15 protein-coding genes are annotated in these 18,882 nt (G+C 64.9%); 10 read left to right on the top strand and 5 right to left on the bottom strand.

Annotated features, from left to right (window positions below):
* Positions 1–13: 13 nt before the first annotated feature.
* Positions 14–1,204: an MFS transporter gene (locus DUGA2_RS28010; RefSeq protein ID WP_070272675.1), complete on the bottom strand. Its 1,191-nt coding sequence runs from the start codon at positions 1,202–1,204 to the stop codon at positions 14–16.
* A 68-nt stretch (positions 1,205–1,272) separates the two neighbouring features.
* Between DUGA2_RS28010 and DUGA2_RS28005 the strand changes: the two genes are divergently transcribed.
* Together DUGA2_RS28005 and DUGA2_RS28000 are read left to right on the top strand one after the other, a co-directional pair.
* Positions 1,273–1,908 carry a TetR/AcrR family transcriptional regulator gene (locus DUGA2_RS28005; protein WP_070272674.1) on the top strand — a complete coding sequence of 212 codons (636 nt, stop codon included), beginning with the start codon at positions 1,273–1,275 and terminating at the stop codon, positions 1,906–1,908.
* Positions 1,909–1,932: 24 nt separating this feature from the next.
* Positions 1,933–2,319 (top strand): hypothetical protein, encoded by a 387-nt coding sequence (locus DUGA2_RS28000; protein ID WP_070272673.1) that lies wholly within the window; start codon positions 1,933–1,935, stop codon positions 2,317–2,319.
* Here the strand turns inward: DUGA2_RS28000 and DUGA2_RS27995 are convergent.
* On the bottom strand, positions 2,296–2,895 hold the full coding sequence (locus DUGA2_RS27995) for a TetR/AcrR family transcriptional regulator (protein ID WP_070272672.1): 600 nt from the start codon (positions 2,893–2,895) through the stop codon (positions 2,296–2,298). The genes DUGA2_RS28000 and DUGA2_RS27995 overlap by 24 nt on opposite strands.
* A 72-nt stretch (positions 2,896–2,967) precedes the next feature.
* On the opposite strand from DUGA2_RS27995, the gene DUGA2_RS27990 reads away from it, so the two are divergent.
* Positions 2,968–3,423: a nuclear transport factor 2 family protein gene (locus DUGA2_RS27990; RefSeq protein ID WP_070272671.1), complete on the top strand. Its 456-nt coding sequence runs from the start codon at positions 2,968–2,970 to the stop codon at positions 3,421–3,423.
* A gap of 137 nt (positions 3,424–3,560) precedes the next feature.
* Here DUGA2_RS27990 and DUGA2_RS27985 read toward each other — a convergent pair whose 3' ends face one another.
* Positions 3,561–3,797, bottom strand: a complete 237-nt coding sequence (locus tag DUGA2_RS27985; protein ID WP_070272670.1) for an antitoxin — start codon at positions 3,795–3,797, stop codon at positions 3,561–3,563.
* Positions 3,798–4,007: 210 nt separating this feature from the next.
* Here DUGA2_RS27985 and DUGA2_RS27980 point away from each other — a divergent pair, with 210 nt between their 5' ends.
* The 3 genes from DUGA2_RS27980 to DUGA2_RS33220 all read left to right on the top strand — a co-directional run bounded on the left by DUGA2_RS27980 (position 4,008) and on the right by DUGA2_RS33220 (position 6,018).
* Entirely contained in the window at positions 4,008–4,808 is an 801-nt protein-coding gene (locus DUGA2_RS27980; protein ID WP_229214789.1) for a metallophosphoesterase, read from the top strand.
* A gap of 10 nt (positions 4,809–4,818) precedes the next feature.
* Positions 4,819–5,286: a GNAT family N-acetyltransferase gene (locus DUGA2_RS27975; RefSeq protein WP_070272669.1), complete on the top strand. Its 468-nt coding sequence runs from the start codon at positions 4,819–4,821 to the stop codon at positions 5,284–5,286.
* A gap of 138 nt (positions 5,287–5,424) precedes the next feature.
* Positions 5,425–6,018, top strand: coding sequence for a hypothetical protein (locus DUGA2_RS33220; RefSeq protein WP_141753404.1), 594 nt, complete (start codon positions 5,425–5,427; stop codon positions 6,016–6,018).
* On the opposite strand, the gene DUGA2_RS27965 is transcribed toward DUGA2_RS33220, so the two are convergent.
* On the bottom strand, positions 5,901–8,258 hold the full coding sequence (locus DUGA2_RS27965) for a GspE/PulE family protein (protein ID WP_070272667.1): 2,358 nt from the start codon (positions 8,256–8,258) through the stop codon (positions 5,901–5,903). The genes DUGA2_RS33220 and DUGA2_RS27965 overlap by 118 nt on opposite strands.
* An 11-nt stretch (positions 8,259–8,269) precedes the next feature.
* Complete coding sequence (locus DUGA2_RS27960; protein WP_070272666.1) at positions 8,270–9,166, bottom strand: MBL fold metallo-hydrolase; 897 nt, start codon at positions 9,164–9,166, stop codon at positions 8,270–8,272.
* 209 nt (positions 9,167–9,375) lie between these two features.
* Between DUGA2_RS27960 and DUGA2_RS27955 the strand changes: the two genes are divergently transcribed.
* The 4 genes from DUGA2_RS27955 to DUGA2_RS33810 form a co-directional block, all read left to right on the top strand.
* The gene (locus DUGA2_RS27955) at positions 9,376–11,001 is read left to right on the top strand and encodes an HD family phosphohydrolase (protein WP_070272665.1); all 1,626 of its coding nucleotides are present in this window, start codon (positions 9,376–9,378) and stop codon (positions 10,999–11,001) included.
* A gap of 18 nt (positions 11,002–11,019) precedes the next feature.
* Positions 11,020–13,299, top strand: coding sequence for a CHASE2 domain-containing protein (locus DUGA2_RS27950; RefSeq protein WP_070272664.1), 2,280 nt, complete (start codon positions 11,020–11,022; stop codon positions 13,297–13,299).
* Between the two features lie 253 nt (positions 13,300–13,552).
* Positions 13,553–14,824: a filamentous hemagglutinin N-terminal domain-containing protein gene (locus tag DUGA2_RS34275; protein ID WP_070272663.1), complete on the top strand. Its 1,272-nt coding sequence runs from the start codon at positions 13,553–13,555 to the stop codon at positions 14,822–14,824.
* 19 nt (positions 14,825–14,843) lie between these two features.
* Positions 14,844–18,882 (top strand): S-layer family protein (locus tag DUGA2_RS33810; protein ID WP_210402603.1); only part of this gene is annotated, 4,039 nt, incomplete at its 3' end.

The following is an 18,882-nucleotide window of genomic DNA, read 5'->3' as shown; positions in this document are numbered from 1 at the left end:
CGGCTCCCTTTTTTTACGCCTGCTCAGCCAACGGCGCGGGCGCCGCGTGGCGCCAGAGCGCGGCGGAGCTCAGCAGCAACAGCGTGCCGGCGCCGAGGAACAGGGCGCCGGTGCCGATCTGCGCCATCAGGCCGGCCGCCGCCAGCGACAGCGGCGTGATGCCGACCGACGCCAGCGCCAGCACGCTCATGGTCCGACCCAGCATATCGCTGCGCACGCTGCCTTGCAGCCAGCTCAGCACCTGGATGTTGACGTAGCCGGCCACCGCGCCGAGCAGGGCGGCGTCCAGGCCCACCCACCACAGCGGCAGTGGCAAGGCCAGTCCGGCCAGCAGCAGGCTGAGCGCAAACGACGCGGCCGCCGCGCTGCGATGCACCGTCAATGGCGAGCGCCATTTGGCGGCCAGCGCCAGGCCGAGCAGCGAGCCGGCGCCGGCGCACGCCATCAGCAGCCCCAGTCCAGAAGAACCGTGCCGCTGGCCGGCCAGCACCACCAGGCCGATCTGCGTCGCGCCGGTCGCACAGAAATTGATGCTGGCGAAGCTGATCAGCACGGCGCGCAGTCCGGCATCGCGCCAGACGTAGCGCAGGCCGGCGGCGATGGCCGGCATGATGCCGCCGGCCTCGGCGCCGGGCGTCGCCGTGCGCGGGCGGGCGGCCATGCACAGCAGCACGATGACGATGTAGGCATAGCTGGCCGCGTCGGCGATGAAGACGAACAGCAATCCGTAATGGGCGATCAGCAGGCCGCCCACGGCCGATCCGGCCAGCACGCAGATCTGCATGCTCGATTGCAGCAGCGCGTTGGCGCGTTGCAGTTGCTCCGTCGGCAGCAGTTCCGGCAGCAGCACGCGCAGGGCCGGCGAGGTGAAGGCGTCGGCCACGCCGAAGCAGAAGGCGATCAGATACAGCAGCTGCAGGTTCAGCGCCTGCCGCTGCAGCAGCAGGGCGATCAGCGCCACGCACAGCGCCTGCGCCGTGTAGGCCACGGCCAGCACCGTGCGCGCGGGGAAGCGGTCGCTGACGGCGCCGCCCAGCAGCATCAGCAGCGCGCGCGGAATCGCCAGCGCCATCATGACGGAACCGAGCGCCAGGCTGGAGCCGGTCATCCGCAGCACCAGCCAGGGCAGGGCCAGCATGAAGCCGACATCGCCCAGCTGCGAAATGGTCGAACCCACCCAGACATGCTTGAACCGGCTGTTCATATTGATCCCAAAAAGTGAATGTGTGTTTACATTCGCATATTTCGACGGAATTGTCTATCATGCCGTGCATGAGCCCAAACAAAATCGTCGCCGCGCCCCAGCAAAAGCGCAGCCAGGCCACGCTGGAGCGTCTGTTGAACGCCACCATCCGCTCGCTGGCCGAGCACGGGCTGGAGGGTACGGTGATCCCGCGCATCGCCGCGCTGGCCGAGGTCGCGCCGGCCAGCGTCTATCGCCGCTTCGTCAACAAGGATGCGTTGATGCGGGCGGCCTTCCTGCACCTGCTGGAGCGCAGTAACGAGGCGAACAAGAGCCAGCTGCCGGCGATGCTGCAGCATCCCACCTTGCGCGCAAGCGCCGACGCGCTGATACGGCTGATGTTTTTGCAGTACCGCCAGCACCCGCGCCTGCTGCGCGCGCTGGCGCGGTTTATCGACGCCGACACCGACACCGCGTTCGTTGCCGCCGCCCGCGCCATCATGGAAGAGAATGTCCAGCTGTCCGTGCAGTGCCTGCTGGTGCATCGCGGGCAGATCCGCCACGCCTCGCCCGAGCGCGCGCTGCGATTCGCGGTGCTGCAGGCCATCACATCGATCGAAGCGATCGCGCTGGAGCCGATGTCCTTGTGGCATAACGTGATACCGGAGCCGGATGAGGCGTTGGCCGGGGACCTGGCCCGCAGCTTTGTCGCCTACCTGAGTTGAGTCGGCGTGCAGTAAAATCGCGGCATGAAGAAAATTGATTTTGCCCAGTTGATGCAACTCGCTCAAGCTTCCGCCGGCATCGCTGCGCCGTGCAGTTGCAATGCGGTGTCGCTGGCAGCCTGGCAGCGGCTGCCGACCTCGCTGGAGCTGGACCGCTTCGAGGAAATCGGCACGCTGATGGACGATCCCTACGACGAGCCGACCTTCGCCGAATACCACCCGCATGGCACGCGCTACGAGAGCGACGATGCGCCCATCGTGCCGCGCTATTATCCGTGCAACCGCAGCCAGCTGGCGCGCTGCCTGGATTGCGGCCGCCACTACCTGCGCTACAACGAGGCGGGTGGCTACTTCACCGAGCTGCGCATCCGCGCGCTGCAACCCGGGCTACTGGTCGACGCCGCCCTGTAAGCCCAGCATGCGCGCCGCCATGGCGCGCGCCAGCACGGCCGGCGCGGGCACCGCCACCGGCAAATCCGTGAACGCTTCGTCGATGGCCAGATTGGCCAGCCCGTGCGCCAGGCTCCAGCCGGTCAGCGCCAGTTCCGGGCCGCGCGCCGCGTCGAAGGCCGTGGCCGCCGTGACCAGCACATGGAACGACGCTTCCGCCGCCTGCTTCAACTCGGGGTAGCGCGATTTCTGCGCCAGCAGGGGGCCGAACATCAGGCGGAACTGCGCCGGCCGCGCGCGGGCAAATTCCACATACACCTCGCAGATATCCATCAGCCGCAGGCCCTGGCCGCGCGCGCCATCGGCGTCCGCCGCCGCCATCGCCGCGGCCAGCGCGGCGAAGGCCCGGGCCGCCACGGCGGCCAGCAAATGCTCGCGGCTGGGGAAGTGGTGATACGGCGCGGCATGCGACACGCCGGCCGCCTTGGCGACCTCGCGCAAGGTCAGCGCCTGCGCGCCGTTCTGCGCCAGCAGCAGGGTGGCGGCATCGAGCAGGCTGTCGCGCAGATTGCCGTGGTGGTAGGGTTTGGTGCTCATAGAGTTATCTTGACACGAGAAAGATATCGTCGCACTATACAGATCTTTCTTGTGTAAAGATTGGAGGCGATCATGTACCACTTTATCGTTGGCCGCAAATTGCAGCGGGCGTTCAGGGACATCAACGCGGGCGCTTACGAGCGCGTGCTGCCGCAGTTCGCCGCCGCGCACCGCCACCTGATGCACGGCCACCATCCGCTGGCTGGCGAGCGCCGCACGTTGGCGTCGACGACGCAGTGGTATGCACGCCTGAAGCGGCTGCTGCCCGGACTGCGCTTCGACATCGACGCCATCGCCGTCACTGGCTGGCCGTGGCGCACCATCGCCACCGTGACGTGGAAGGACCGCTTCACGCTGCCCGACGGCAGCACCGGCGCCAACCAGGGCGTGCATGAGTTCGAATTGCGCTGGGGCCGCGTGCACAAGCTGGAGGTGCATTGCGACACGGCGAAACTGGAGAACTACTGCCGCAGCATGGCAGCCGCCGGCATCGCCGAAGCCGCCGCCGCGCCGATCAGCGATGTTTGAAAATGGCGTGCTTAGTCGAGCAACCAATTTTGGATGGTAATGCCGGGATAGTCAGAAAAATCCGCGCTGCGTGATCGATGCCGGTTGATTCTTCATCAGGTAGATGCACGTATTGGTATCCAACATGTACGTAGCCATTACAGCTCCTCGCGCTCGCGTTGCTCTTGTGGCCCGCGACCTTCGGCCATGAAGTCAGGCGAGAACCTGGCGAATATTTTCAGTACGCCAGCCAGCGACCGCCGCACAGGCCGGATCCGGAGTTCGTCGCCGATCCGTTCGATTTCCAGCGCGATATCTGTGCGTGCATATGCCAGCTCGGCAGGGATGCGAACCGCTTGGGAGTTGCCGTTCTTGAACGCTTTTGTCGTACGCATTTTCATCTCCGATGACGCTCAATGTAGGTCGAAATCCCTCCCATGTAAATCAGCGTGTGTACATGAATTGGTGTATCCCGACCTGGGTATGAAAAATAGCTGGCGCAAAATAGGCTATCATGCCGCCTCTTTACCCGTTTGATCGTTTCCTCCATGATAGTTCCCCGCAGCAAGCACTTTTCACCGCGCCGGAGCAGGCTGGAGGCGTTGGTGAATCTCGTCCTGATGGGGGGCGTGGTCAGTGCGCTGAGTTACCACTGCGGGCTGCACGGCCGCCTCGGCGTGACGCGCCATGCGATCGCGCTGCCGGAAGGCAAACGCCTGCCGCGCCCGATCAAGATCGCGTTTGCCTCGGATTTCCATGCTGGCCCGCCCACCCACGCGGGCATCTTCCGTGACCTGTTTGCCGCCGTCGCGGCCGAACAGCCGGACGTGCTGCTGCTCGGTGGCGATTACGTCTCCGGCCAGGCCGCCAATATCGCCGTGATGTGTCCGCCGCTGGCGGCCTGCCAGCCGCCGCTGGGCAAGTTCGCGGTGCTCGGCAATCACGACCTGTCGACCGACGACGGCGACATTTGCCGCCGCCTGGAGACGGCCGGCGTGCAGATGCTGGTCAACCGCGCCGTCCAGCTGCCTGCGCCGTTCGGCGCGGTGTCGATCTGCGGCCTGGACGATCCCTGGACCGGCGAACCCAACGCCGCGGCCGCCTTTGCCGGCGTCGCCGACTCGGACGTGCGCGTGCTGCTGATGCACGCGCCGGACGGCCTGCTGACGGTGGCCGAGCGGCAGTACGACGTCGCCTTTGCCGGCCACACGCATGGCGGCCAGATCGCGCTGCGCGACGGCACGCCGCTGGTGCTGCCGGAAGGTCCGCTGTCGCGTCCCTATCATTACGGACGCTTCCCGGTGCGCGGCAATGGCGAGCTGATCGTCAGTCGTGGCGTGGGTTGCAGCCGGATCCCGGTGCGCATCAACGCCGATCCGGAACTGGTGATCTGTACTGTGCAATAATCTGCACACCATGCATACCGACATCCAACTCCAAACCGAAGATCCCGCCGCGCGCGAATCCCTGTTGTTGATGGAAGAGTTGTCGACGGCGCTGGAAGCCATCACCGGCGACAGCGGCAACGCCTCGTTCGACGTCAACGATGTCTACGGCCCCGCCGGCTGTTTCGTGGTGGCGCGCGACGCCAGCGGCCACGCGCTCGGCTGCGGCGCGCTGCGGCCGCTGGAGCCCGGCGTGGCCGAGATCAAGCGCATGTATGCGCGCCACGGCACCAGCGGCGTCGGCAGCGCCGTGCTGCGTTTCCTGGAGGATGAGGCGCTGGCCATGGGCTACCAGGCCGTGTGGCTGGAGACGCGGCTGGTCAACCGCCGCGCCGTCGATTTCTACGAAGCGCGCGGCTATCAGCGCATCGCCAACTACGGCAAATACATCGGCAACCCGCTGGCCGTCTGCTTCGAAAAACAATTGCCCGCGCCGTAACAGCTTGATAGCACGCCGGCCTTAAGCGCACGTTAGCTGTCAGCCTGGTCTTACAAGCAGAGGGCCCTTACGCTGCTTACGCGCACGCCTGAAGCCTGCGACAATGTTGCCTGAATTTTAAAGAAGACATTGGCTATCATGAAAATCATCGATCAGCGCTACCTCGCCAGCGACAACCGCTACTCCTCACAACCTTGCTTGCTCAGCATACTGGAGCTGGACCGCGACGCGCCCACGCCCGCCGCCATCAGCGCGCTGGAGCGTCGCCTGCAAGCGATCCTGCCGGGCCTGCGCCGCCAGCGCAACCTGGTGGGCAAGCGCTGCGCCGAGGTGCCGCCGCTGGTGCAACTGGTGCAGCAGGTGGCGATGGAATTGCGCCGCCTGGCTTTCAATGAAGTGACCTTGGGTTTCGTCGGCGTGGTGCCGCATATGCGCGGCCGCTACCGCCTGGTGCTGCCGTATTCGGCCAAGGCCGCCGTCGCGCCGGCGCTGGCCATGGCCACGCAGCTGGTGGACCGCCAACTGGCCGGCCGCGCTTTCAATCTGCAAGCCGGCCTGACGCGCCTGCGCGCGCTGGCCGACCGCCGCAGCATGCCGCGCAACGGCAAGCGCGCCTACTTGATGCAGACCGCCCGCACCATCTTGATGTCGGTAATGCCCAGCAAGACCTTCTCGATGCCGTCCATCTTCAAGGTCAGCATGCCGTCTTCCAGCGCGGCCGCCAGCAGCTGAGCAACCCGCGCATGTTCCTGCAGCAGCTTCTTGACCTTGTCGCTGCCTATCATCAGTTCGTGCAAGCCGACGCGGCCCTTGTAGCCCTTGTTGCACTCGTCGCAGCCGACCGCGCGGTATAGCGTGAACTTGCCGTCCTTGGCGTAGCGCTGGCGCCAGCCGTCCAGCACGGCGGCGCGCCCGGCGGCGGCATCCTTGATGAAGCTCTCCGTGTTGAGCAGCTCTTCGCAAAACTCCGTCAACAGCAGCTTCAACTCCTCCTCGCTCGGCTGATAGGCCTGCTTGCACTTGCCGCACAGGCGCTTGGCCAGCCGCTGCGCCAGGATGCCCAGCAGCGCGTCGGCGAAGTTGAACGGGTCCATGCCCATGTCCAGCAGCCGCACGATCGATTCCGGCGCGCTGTTGGTGTGCAGCGTGGCGAACACCAGGTGGCCCGTCAGCGAGGCTTCGATGCCCATGCCCACGGTTTCCTTGTCGCGCATCTCGCCGACCATGATGATGTCCGGATCGGCGCGCAGGAAGGCCCGCATCACGGTGGCGAAGTCCAGCCCCGCCTTGCGGTTGACCTGCACCTGGCGCAAGCCTTTCTGCGTGATCTCGACCGGGTCTTCGGCGGTCCAGATCTTGGTGTCCGGCGTGTTCAGGTAGTTCAGCACCGAGTGCAGCGTGGTGGTCTTGCCGGAGCCGGTCGGACCGCAGACGAAAAACAGGCCATACGGTTTCTCGATGGTGGCGCGCAGGCGCTCCAGGTTGAACGGCAGCACGCCCAGCTTGTCGAGCGGGATAGGTTCGCCGGCCGCCAGTATCCGCATGACGATGTCCTCGACGCCGCCGGCCGACGGTATCGTCGCCACCCGCAGCTCGATGTCCAGCGGGCCGTACTTCTTGAACTTGATCTTGCCGTCCTGCGGCTTGCGCCGCTCGGAGATGTCGAGGTCGCACATGATCTTGACCCGCGCCACCAGCGCGCTGCGGTAGGAGGCGGGGATCTCGATGTAGGGCACCAGCGTGCCGTCCTTGCGGAAGCGGATGCCGGTCTTGCCCTTGCCGGGCAGCGGTTCGATGTGGATGTCCGACACGCCCTGGCGGTAGGCGTCGACGATGATCTTGTTGAGCAGCTTGACCAGCTCGTTCTCCACCGCCTCCGACACTTCGACCGGGCCGCCTTCGCCGTCGGCGTCGTCATCGTCCATGCCCGACAGCAGCTCGCCGACGCTGCCCATGTCGCTGGTGGCGCCGAAGAAGTGCTCCAGCATCTGGCGGAACTCGCGGTTGCTGGTGACGCGGTACACCGGCTTGGCCTTGGGGAAGATCTGGTTGACGATGTGGGTGTGCGCCACCCGGTCCGGGTCCAGCGCCACCACCAGCATGCCGTCCTTGCCGTCCTCCAGCGGCATCCAGCCGGATTCCTCCACGTACTGGCGCTTGAGGTTTTTCAGCAGTTCCACCGGCTTGATGCGCTCGGGGCGGAAGTGTTCGTACGGCACGCTGAAGTGCCGCTCCAGCGAGGCGCCGATGGCCGCCAGCTTGACCTGGAACTCATCGATCAGCACATCCTCGACATCGAGCTCCTTCTTGCGGGCTGAACGCGTGGCCAGCTCCAGTTCGGGCAGCGACAGCACCGCGTCCGTCACCAGTCCGTCATATTTCGTGCGTACCATCTGCGGTGGTTTCATGCGCTGGCTGAAGGCCACCGACAGTGTGTCGCACAGCTCCTTGACGCCGGCCTCGGCGATGGCGGAGAAGGGGCAGCGGTCGCGGTTGTTGATGAACTGCACTACGCCCAGCAGCTCGCGCGATTGCACCGAGATCAGCGGCGCCACCAGCATCTGCTTGGTGCGGTAGCCGGTGCGCTGGTCCACGCCCTGCTGGAAGCGCAGCTCCGGCGAGTAGCGCGACAGCTCGGCCTGGTCGTAGACGTCGGCGAGGTTGACGGTCTTGCGGGTCAGCGCGACGTAGCCGGCGATGGAGGCCGGCGTCACCGCCAGCTTGAGGTCGCGGAACGAGGTCAGCCCGGTCTTGACCTTGGAAACGATGTAGTCTTTTTCATGGTCCATCGCGTACAGCGTGAAGCGGTCGCAATTGAACAGGTCGCAGAACTCCATGCCGAGGTCGAGCATGATCTCGTCCAGGTTGCTGGTGGCGTGGATCTTGGTCGTCACCGTTTGCAGCTTCTGGAAAAACGCCAGCCGCAGGTCGACATCGCTGGGGTGTGGACTGGGGGTGCCGGCGTCGTTCATGATCGCTTTCGCTAGGTCAAGTGAACTTCCATGCCTTCATAAGCGAGGAAGACCTTCAGATCACCCAGCAGCGGCGCGTGGCGCGCCATGACATCGGCGAACACGGCTTCGAGTTCGTCGTCGCTGCGGGTCGGTTCATGATGGGTGCAGTATAGCGCTTTGGCGCCGGTGCGCAGCGCCATGGCGAACGCGGAATCGAAGGTGCCGTGGCCCCAGCCCTGCTTGGCCGGATATTCCTCGCGGGTGTAGGAGCAATCGACGATCAGCGCGTCGACGCCTTGCACCACGGCGTCGATCGCCGTGTTGCGCTCCGCCATCCACCGTTCGTAGGCGGCGTGCTCCGGGTGGCCGGACGGGTGGATGTTGTAGTGCGGCTCATGGTCGCCGGTGAAGAACACGGACTTGCCGTGGCATTCGATGCGATAGCCGAGGTCGGTCACGGGATGGTTCATCACCACGTTGCGCACCAGCGCGTCGCCGACCTGGACCGGCTCGTCGATGGTGAGCGTCTGGTATTCGATGGTGGCGTCCATCTGGGTTTCGCTGACCGGGAAGTAGCTGTTCTGCAGCTGCACGCCCATCACGTGCTCGATGCCGTTGCCGGTGACGGGGTCGGTGACGCCGTGCAGGCGCACGCGGCTGCCGCGCACGAACAGCGGCGTGAAGAAGGGCAGGCCGTGGATGTGGTCCCAGTGGCTGTGGGTGATGAAGATGTTGGCGTGGATGGGCGCTGTCTGGTTCTGCAACAGGGACTGGGCCAGCGAGAATATGCCGGTGCCGCCATCGATGACGATCAGGGTGTCGTTGTCGGTGCGCACTTCGATGCAGGTGGTATTGCCGCCATAGCGCGCGGTGCGCGGGCCGGGGGAGGGTATGGAGCCGCGCACTCCCCAAAAAATAAATTTCATACAAAGTCCCTGTTTTTTTCGCTCTATGCTACGGCCGATGATAGCTTTTTTTCCCGGCAACAGGGAAAAACCCGACACTGGCCGGGGTAATTTTGTGTCATGGACCATTTCCCGATGTACAACAGCTTGCGCTGGAGCTACACTTCCAAAGGACTCCTGCGCGCCCTGCCGCAGCGAGCGCTTCTCCAACAGGTGTCGAAAAAACAACCATGCAAGAGTTGAATCAAACGCAGATCGCCCAGCGGCTGGACCAGCTGACCGAACTCAGTGTCGAGCTGGGCAGCAGTCACGATACCGAGACGCTGTTGGAGCGTATCCTGATCGTTGCCAAAAGCATGACCAACGCCGACGGCGGCACGCTGTACCGGCCCAGCGAGGACAAGCGCTACCTCGATTTCACGATCCTGATCAACGACACGCTGCAGACCCACCAGGGCGGCGTCAACGGCGCGGCGATCACCGCGCCCGGCGTGCCGCTGTTCGACGACAACGGCGAGAAGAACCTGGCCTCGGTGGCGGCCTACGCCGCCCACTTCGGCCTGTCGGTCAACATCGAGGACGTCTACAAGGCCGACGTGTTCAACTTCTCCGCCATGGTCAAGTTCGACCAGCTGCGCCACTATCATTCGCAATCGTTCCTGACGGTGCCGATGAGCGACCACGAGGGAGAGCTGGTCGGCGTGCTGCAGCTGATCAACGCCAAGGACGACAGCGGCGCGATCCGCGCCTTCAGCCAGACCGACCAGCGCTTCATCGAAGCCCTGGCGGCGCAGGCCGCCGTGGCGCTGACCCACCAGCGCCTGATCGCCCAGTTGGAGGAGCTGCTGGAATCGCTGGTCAACCTGATCAACATCGGCATCGATGAAAAATCGCCGTACACGGGCCGCCATTGCCAGTTCGTGCCGGAGCTGACGATGATGCTGGCCGAGGCCGTGCACAACACCGAGACCGGCCCGATGGCCGATTTCCGCATGAACGACGCCGACCGCAAGGAGCTGTGGCTGGCCGGCCTGCTGCACGACTGCGGCAAGATCACCACGCCGGTGCACGTGGTCGACAAGGCCACCAAGCTGGAAACCATCTTCGACCGCATCGCCCTGATCGACACCCGCTTCGAGGTGCTGCTGCGCGACGCCGAGATCGCCGCGCTGAAGCGCCAGGTGGCGGCCGGCGGCGACCAGGCCGCCATCGCCGCCATCGCGCAGGAGCTGGCTGAACAGCAGGCGACGCTGCGCGCCGAGCGCGACTTCATCCGCGACGCCAACGTCGGCGGCGAGGGCATGCAGGCGGCCGACCAGGACCGCGTGCGCGCCATCGCCCAGCACCGCTGGACCGGCCCCGACGGCGTCGAGCGCGACTTCCTCGACGCCGACGAAGTGATGAACCTGACCATCAAGTTCGGCACGCTGACCGAGTCCGAGCGCAAGGAAATCAACAACCACATCTCGATGACGATCCGCATGCTGGAGGCGCTGCCGTGGCCCAAGCACCTGAAGAACGTGCCGGAGTACGCCGGCGGCCACCACGAGCGCATGGACGGCAAGGGCTATCCGCGCGGCCTGACCAAGGACCAGATGTCGGTGCAGGCGCGGCTGATGGCGATCGCCGACATCTTCGAGGCGCTGACCGCCAAGGACCGCCCCTACAAGAAGGGCAAGATGCTGTCCGAGTCGCTGCGCATCCTGGGCAACTTCTCGCTCAACGGCCACATCGATCCCGACCTGTTCGACATCTTCATCCGCAGCAAGATCTACCTGGAGTTCGCCCACAAGAACATGGACGAAAAACAGATCGACGTCATCGACGAAGCCAAGATCCCCGGCTACACGCCCTAAGCCGGGCAAGGAGAGCGCGTGCGCCTGTTCCCCGCCAAGTGGGCCAAGACCCTGCTGAAGTACGGCCCGCGCTGGCTGCTGGGCATCCTGGTGACGGCGTTCGGCGTGGCCTACACGGCCGGCGTGGTCGAGATCGACGCCGTGCGCCGCCTCGACAGCCTGCTGGCCGGCGAGCGCATGAAGCTCGAACCGCCGGTGCTCGACCCCCGCATCGTCATCGTCGACATCGACGGCAAGGCCCTGACCGAAGTGGGGCGCTTTCCGTGGAGCCGCAACATCCAGGCGCGGCTGGTCACGCAGCTGACCCGGCACTACCAGGTCAGCGCCATCGGTTTCGATATTTCCTTTCCCGAGCCGGACACCAGTTCCGGCTACGGCGTGCTGGAGCAACTGTCCAACGGCGAGTTGAAGGACGTGCCGGCGCTCAGGCAGCGGCTGGCCACGCTGAAGCCGGCGATGGACTACGACGGCCTGTTCGCCGCCGCGCTCAAAGGGCAGCCGGTGGTGCTGGGCTTTAATATGTCGGCCGACCAGGTCAAGGGCCAGCTGCCGGCCCCCATCATTACCGAGCAGGACTTGAACGGCCGCGAACTGCTGGCCTATTCCGCGCCCGGCTACGAGGCCAACATCGGCGTGCTGCAGAGCGCGGCCGCCGGCGCCGGCAGCTTCAGCGTTGTCACCGACCTGGACGGCATCGTCCGCACCGCCGGCCTGATCCAGCAGGTGGGCGACAACTACTACCCGGCGCTGTCGCTGGCGACGGCCGGCGTCTACCTGAAGGCGCTGGCGATCAAGCCCTTCCTGTCGCAGACGGTGGACCAGCTGTCGCAAAACCAGCTCTCCAGCGGCGGCTTCGATTCCGTCACCATCCTGTTGCCCGGCAAGCGGCAGCGGGTGATCCCGGTCGGCGAGGCGATGACCACCGTGGTCCAGTTCCGCGGCCAGGGCGGCCCGCGCGGCGGCGCCTTCCGCTACGTGTCGGCGGCCGATGTGCTGGCCGGGCGGGCGCCTCAGGCGCTGCTCAAGGGCGCCATCGTGCTGGTCGGCACCACCGCGCCCGGCCTGGTCGACTTGCGCGCCACGCCCGTCAACCCGGAATACCCGGGGGTGGAGATCCACGCCAACATCATCAAGTCCATCCTCGACATGCGCTTCAAGTCCCGCCCCGACTGGGCCGGCGCGATCGAGGGCATCGTCATCCTGCTGGTGGGCCTGGCGCTGAGCCTGGCGCTGGCGGCGCTGTCGCCGCTGCGCTCCATCCTGCTGGGCGCGCTGGTGCTGGGCGCGGCGGTCGGCGTCAACTACTACGCCTACAGCGAGCTGAATCTGATCTTCAACCTGGCCATGCCGCTGATCGTGATCTTCGCGGTGTTCGTGCTCAACGTCGCCTGGGGTTATTTCTTCGAGGTGCGCAAGGGCCAGGCGCTGGTGTCGCGCTTCGGCGAATACGTGGCGCCCGAGCTGGTGGCCGAGATGGCCGACGATCCGGAAAAATACAATATGGATGGCGAGAGCCGCGAGCTGACCGTGCTGTTCGTCGACGTGCGCGGCTTCACCACCATCTCCGAAGGACTGACGCCCAGGCAGCTGCGCGAATACATCAACCTCTACCTGACGGCAATGTCGGAAGACATCCGCGACAGCCATCGCGGCACGCTCGACAAGTACATCGGCGACGCCGTCATGGCCTTCTGGGGCGCGCCGGTGGCGTTTGCCGACCATGCCAGCCGCGCGGTCGCCACCTCGCTGCTGATGCAGGCTTCGGCCCACCGCCTCAACGACGACTTCATGGCGCGCGGCTGGCCGCCGCTGAAGATAGGCATAGGCCTGAACTCCGGCCTGATGCACGTGGGCGACATGGGCTCGAAGATACGCCGCGCCTACACCGTCATGGGCGACGCCGTGAACCTGGGCTCGCGGCTGGAAGGCATCACCAAGGTCTACGGCGTCGGCATCGCCGTCGGCGAGGCCACCCGCGCCGCCGCGCCGGAGTTCGCCTACCGCGAGCTGGACCTGGTGCGGGTCAAGGGCAAGAACGAACCGGTGGCGATTTTCGAACCGATCGTGCTGGAAAAAGACCTCGATGCCGCCACCCGCGACGAGTTGGAACGCTGGCATACGGCCCTCGCTGCTGTGCGCTTGCAACAATGGGACCACGCAACGCAGATTATTGTTGATTTGTCCGCAACATTTCCAGAGCGCAGCCTTTATTCCCTCTATACTGAGCGCATCACTTACTACCGAGCACATCCTCCCGGCGCGGACTGGGACGGCGTCACCACGTTCGAAACCAAATAGTAAAAAAAGCTCAAAGATGATGGCGAAACAATAAAGCGCAATCTAGCCACAAGCTGGGAAAAAACTGTCTTTCAGACAGCAAAAAAAGTGGCGGCCACGGCAAAGAAGACTACACTGGTAGGTAACATTAGTTACCCACCGGATATACTTTGCGGGGTGCTTTCATCCCTCCTGCACAACCAATCTGAAAACTCGCCTGCGGGGCACCATGACGCCCACGGGCACGAATCCACACCGGATAGAGGATGTCGTTATGAAAGCCCAGACCAGCCGCCCCCCACAACGCCGCGCCGCCGCCGCGCCGCTGCGCCGCAAACTGATCGCCGTGCTGGTGGCCACGTGCTACGCCACGGCGCAGGCTGGTCCGGTCAATCCGTCGGTGGTGGCAGGGCAGGCCAGTTTCAACCTCACCGGCAAGACCTACTCGATCACCAATACGCCCAACACCATCATCAACTGGCAGAGCTTCTCGCTGGCCTCGGACGAGGTGGCGCGCTTCATCCAGCAGGGCGCCGACAGCAAGGTGCTCAACCGCATCACCGGTCAGGATCCGACGCGCATCCTCGGCTCGCTGCAATCGAACGGCAAGGTGTTCCTGATTAATCCGAACGGCGTGCTGTTCGGCGCCGGTTCGCGGGTGGACGTCAACGGCCTGGTGGCGTCCAGCCTGGCGATATCGAACGCCGATTTCCTGGCCGGTAAAAACAACTTCAGCGGCGCCGCCACGGCGGGCAAGGTCAGCAACGCCGGCGCGATCACCACGCCGTCCGGCGGCCAGATCTTCCTGGTCGCGCCGGCGGTGGAAAACAGCGGCGTGATCTCGTCGCCGAACGGCGATGTGGTGCTGGCGGCGGGGCATAGCGTGCAGCTGTTCGATTCGAAGGATCCGAATGTGCAGGTGGTGGTGTCGGCGCCTGCCGACATGGCGCTGAACCTGGGGCAGATCGTGGCGCAGGGCGGCCGGGTCGGCGTGTATGGCGCGCTGGTCAGCCAGCGCGGCGGCATCAGCGCCAACAGCGCGGTGCGCGGCGCCAACGGCCAGATCATCCTGAAATCGAGCGGCACCACGCTGCTGGAGGCGGGCAGCACGACCAGCGCCACCGGCAGCAACCTGAACACGGGCGGCGATATCCGGCTGCTGGGCGCGCAGGTGGGCCTGACCGGCGATGCCGTGGTCGACGCCAGCGGCGCGGCGGGCGGCGGTTCGGTACTGGTCGGCGGCGACTACCAGGGCAAGAACGCGGCGGTGCAGAATGCGCAGCAATCGTATGTGGGCAAGGACGCCGTCATCAAGGCGGACGCCACGGTCAACGGCGACGGCGGCAAGGTCATCGTCTGGAGCGACAAGGCGACGCAGGTGTTGGGCAGCATTGCCGCGCGCGGCGGCGCGGCGGGCGGCAATGGCGGCTTCGTCGAAACCTCGGGCCACTACCTGGACATGCAGGGCAAGGTCGATACCCGCGCGCCCAAGGGCGCCAGCCGGCCAGCCGCTGCTGCTCGATCCTACCAACATCTATATCGCTGACGATAGTGGCGTTTCCGGTTTGCCGGGTTCACTGGGCAACGCCAACTTGCTGGGCGGTCCGGATTTTGCCGAATCCGGCAGCTTGTCGAATTCACTGTTGTTGACCGGTACACTGACGAGTGCGCTGGCAAGCAACAACGTTACGGTCAACACCGCCAATATCAGCGGCAGCGACAGCGGGAATATCTCCGTCCTGAGCGCGTTCGCGGTACCGAACAACCGCAGCCTCACGCTGACGGCCAGCAACGACATCAGCGTCAACGCAGCGCTCTCGCTCGGCTCTTCAAGCGGCCTGACGCTGACAGCCGCGCATAACATCGGCCTCAATGCCGGCTTGACGCTGGGGCCGTCTAGCGCGCTGACGCTGACCGCAGGGACCGACGTGGCGCTCAACACGGCCATGACGCTGGGTTCATTGAGCACTGCCAGCTTCACTGCCGGCGGCGATATCAGCCTGAACGCCGCAATGACCGGTACCGGCGGTTCGCTGACCCTACATTCGGGTGGGTCCATCGCGCAGCACACAAGTCCGAGCGATGCCTTGACCATCAGCAGCATCAGCGCCATCGCTGCCAACGACATCGTCCTGAATAATCCCAGCAATACCATTGGCACAGCGTCAACCCTGGAAGCAACCGGCGGCAATTTGACGTTGGAGGCGGTCAACATCTATCTCGGGGCCAGCACCGCCGGCGGCACGATGACGGCGATCGCCCATAACGGCGATGTGACTGTCAGCGGCAATCTTAAAAGTGCCGGCAACATGACACTGACCTCGGACAAGACCAACGGGATTGCCACCGTCGGCAATGGCGTCAACCTGTGGTCCACTGGGGGCAATATCGCAATCCAGGCCGACAACATGGGGCTCAACGGCACCATGACCATTGGTGCTACGGCGCACGGCGTGACGTTATTGCCGAATACCGACAACGTTTCGATTCAGGTCGGAAGCGGGGCAATAGATGGCGCCAGCATGCTGGGCCTAAGCCAGGATGAACTGACCGGTATCAGCCTGCCGAACAATGGCTCGCTGACGATCACCGGCCACGGCACTGGCACCGGCAACCTGACCGTAGTGGGCAACCTGGATCTGACGGGGGGGCAGAACCAGGGGACGCTGACGCTGCTCAGCCCGGGCGGCAACTTGCTGATCAACAACGGCGCGGCCGTGGCCAACACGGGCGTGATCAGCCTGATCACGCAGTCCAACGGCGATCACCGCATTACCAACAACGGCAGCGTCACATCGAGCGCCAACATCAATCTTTTCTCCGGCAAGATGACGCTGGACGGCGGCTCGCTCAACGGCACGTCGATCAGTCTGGCCACCACCAATCCGGTCGACATCGGCGCCACCGGCAATCCGGCCAACACGCTGGCGTTGACCAACGCCGATTTGGCCAGTGCGCATTACGGCGCCGGCAACTGGGTGGAAGTGAGCAACCAGAACCAGGTCGCTGCCGGCGATATCCTCGTCAGCCAGCCGCTGACCTATGCGGGCAATTTAAAACTGAGCGCCACCGGCAGCGTAGCAATGCAGGCGGCTGTCACCGCCGGGGGCCTGATACTCAATGCGACCAATAACATCACCGCCACCGATAGCGTCGCGGTCAACGGCGTGTTCGATCTGCAAGCGGGCAACTGGTCGCAGGTCGGCAGCTTGCCGAGCTTCAGCGCTTATGATTTTCGCATCAGCGGCAACGGTAGCTTCGTCCGTGCGGCCGACGGCGACGGCAGCAGCGCACCGTACCAGATCGTCGATGTCTACGGCCTGCAAGGCGTCGGTTCGCTTTCGAGATCGAGCCAATCCTATGTGCTCAACAACGATATCGATGCCAGCGAGACCGCGCACTGGAACCAGACCACGCCGCAGTCGGGGATCTTCTCCGGCTTCAAGCCGATCGGCGACCTCGACCACTCTTACTTCGGCACCTTCAACGGCAACCACAAAACCATCAGCGGCCTGAACATCTATCGCCCGGGCAGCAACCATGTCGGCCTGTTCTCGGTGCTTGGTTCGGGCACGATACAGGACGTCAAACTGACCGGCGCCACGGTCGAGGGCGGCGGCTACACCGGCCTGCTGGTGGGCAGCATCAACTACGGCGGCAACGTCAGCGGCGTCGCCATCGAATCCGACGTCACCGGCAACGGCGCCTATGTCGGCGGCCTGGCCGGCTATTCCAGCGGCAGTATCAGCAATTCCTACGTGATCGGCAACGTGACCGGCAAGAGCGCCAACAGCACCGGCAAGACCGGCGGCCTGCTGGGTGGGCTGGACACCTATGGCAGCTTGAGCGCCACGTATAGCAGCGGCACCGGCAGGTCCAATACCAACGACCTCATCGACGCGCTGGTCGGCGATGGCGGCAACGGCGGTTCGATCGCGAACAGCTTTTTCCAGACCACTGGCGCACCGCAGGTCAGCATCTACGCCGTCGGCCTGAGCGACACGCAGATCAAGCAGCAGGCCAGCTTCACCGGTTTCGATTTCGCCAGCACGCCGGTATGGCGCATCTATGAAGGCAACACGATGCCGCTGCTGAAGGCTTTCCTGACGCCGTTCTCGGTCGACGTCAACGGTCCGGGTTACACCAAGGTGTACAACGGCCAGGCCGGTGCCTACAACCCGGCTTACACCCATCCCGATGTCGGCGGTACGATCAAGTATGTCGGCGGGATCAACGTCGGCACCTACGACACGTTCACCGGCCTGTATTCGACCAAGTACGACATCAGCTACAGCGGCTCCGCGCCGCTGGTCGTCACGCCCGCCACGCTGAACGTCAGCCTGGCCAGCCGGCAGTATGACAACAGCACCTCCGGGACGCTCAGCGGCGCCAACCTGATCGGTTTGTTCCAATCCGATACGGTCACTTTGAACTATGGCGAAGGCAGTTCGGTCCACTATCTCGACAAGAACGCCGGCGTCGACAAGACCGTCAGCCTCAGCGGCCCGCCGCTGGGCCTCAGCGGCGCCAGCGCCGGCAACTACGTGCTCGGATCCAGCATCAAGGGCACGATCACGCCGCGCACCGCATCGACCTGGACCGGCAACAGCAGCAACGGCTTGTGGAGCGACGCCGGCAACTGGGCCTTGAACATCGCACCGGACGGCGCCAACGTGCTGGCCGCGGTCATCGGCGCCAGCGCCGGCACCATCACCTACAACGGCAACGGCGGCGACGCCACGCTCAACACCATCACCGTCGGCAGCGGCAGCCAGCTGGCGCTGACCGGCGGCGCGCTGACGATAGCCAGCGGCGGCAGCAAATCCTACCTGACCGGCGCCACGCTCAACCTCAACGGTGGCGGCCTGGTGCTGAATGGCGCGATGGAAGCGACCTCGCTGACGCTGACCAACGGCGTGCTGAGCGGTACCAACAGCGCCGCCAACCTGACCGTCAACAACCTGACCCAGACCAACGGCAGCATTAACATGAGCGGCTCGCTGACCGTCAATTCCTCGGGCAACATCGCCGTCGGCACCGTGCGGGCGCAGAACGGCATCACGCTGAACGCCGTTGAGAGCGGGTCGATCTCCCAGACCGGCGCGCTGACGGCGGACAGCCTGCACGTGATGGCCTCGAGCGGCATCACGCTGACCAACACCGGCAACCATGTGGGCGCCTTCTACGGCTCCAATGGCACAGGCGGCATCCAGCTCAACAACACCGTCGCCAGCGGCGAACTGCATCTGGGACCGTTGAGCTCCTACAGCGGCAACATCGTCATCGACAACCACGGCGGCATCCGTACCGAAGGCGCTATCGTGGCGGGCAACGGCGGCGGCGTGTCGATCGCCGCGCACAGCCCGGTGACGATCACCGACACCATCACGGGGAATGACATCACGCTGTCGGCCAGCACCGACATCATGTTGATCGGGAACTCGAATCTGCATGCGAACAACACCATCAGCCTGGCCGCGATCAACGACATCGTGCTGGGCGGCCATTTGACGGTGGATTCGCCGAGCGGCAGCATTTCGGCGCTCGCCACCAACGGCAGCATCAGCGTCGGCAGCGGCGGCATTGCCGGAGTTAATGATCGGC

This window comes from Duganella sp. HH101 (assembly GCF_001758795.1).
GTDB classification, from domain to species: domain Bacteria; phylum Pseudomonadota; class Gammaproteobacteria; order Burkholderiales; family Burkholderiaceae_D; genus Rugamonas; species Rugamonas rivuli.
The sequence above is the reverse complement of the archived record's forward strand: the minus strand, read 5'-3'. Positions and strand labels throughout refer to the sequence as shown.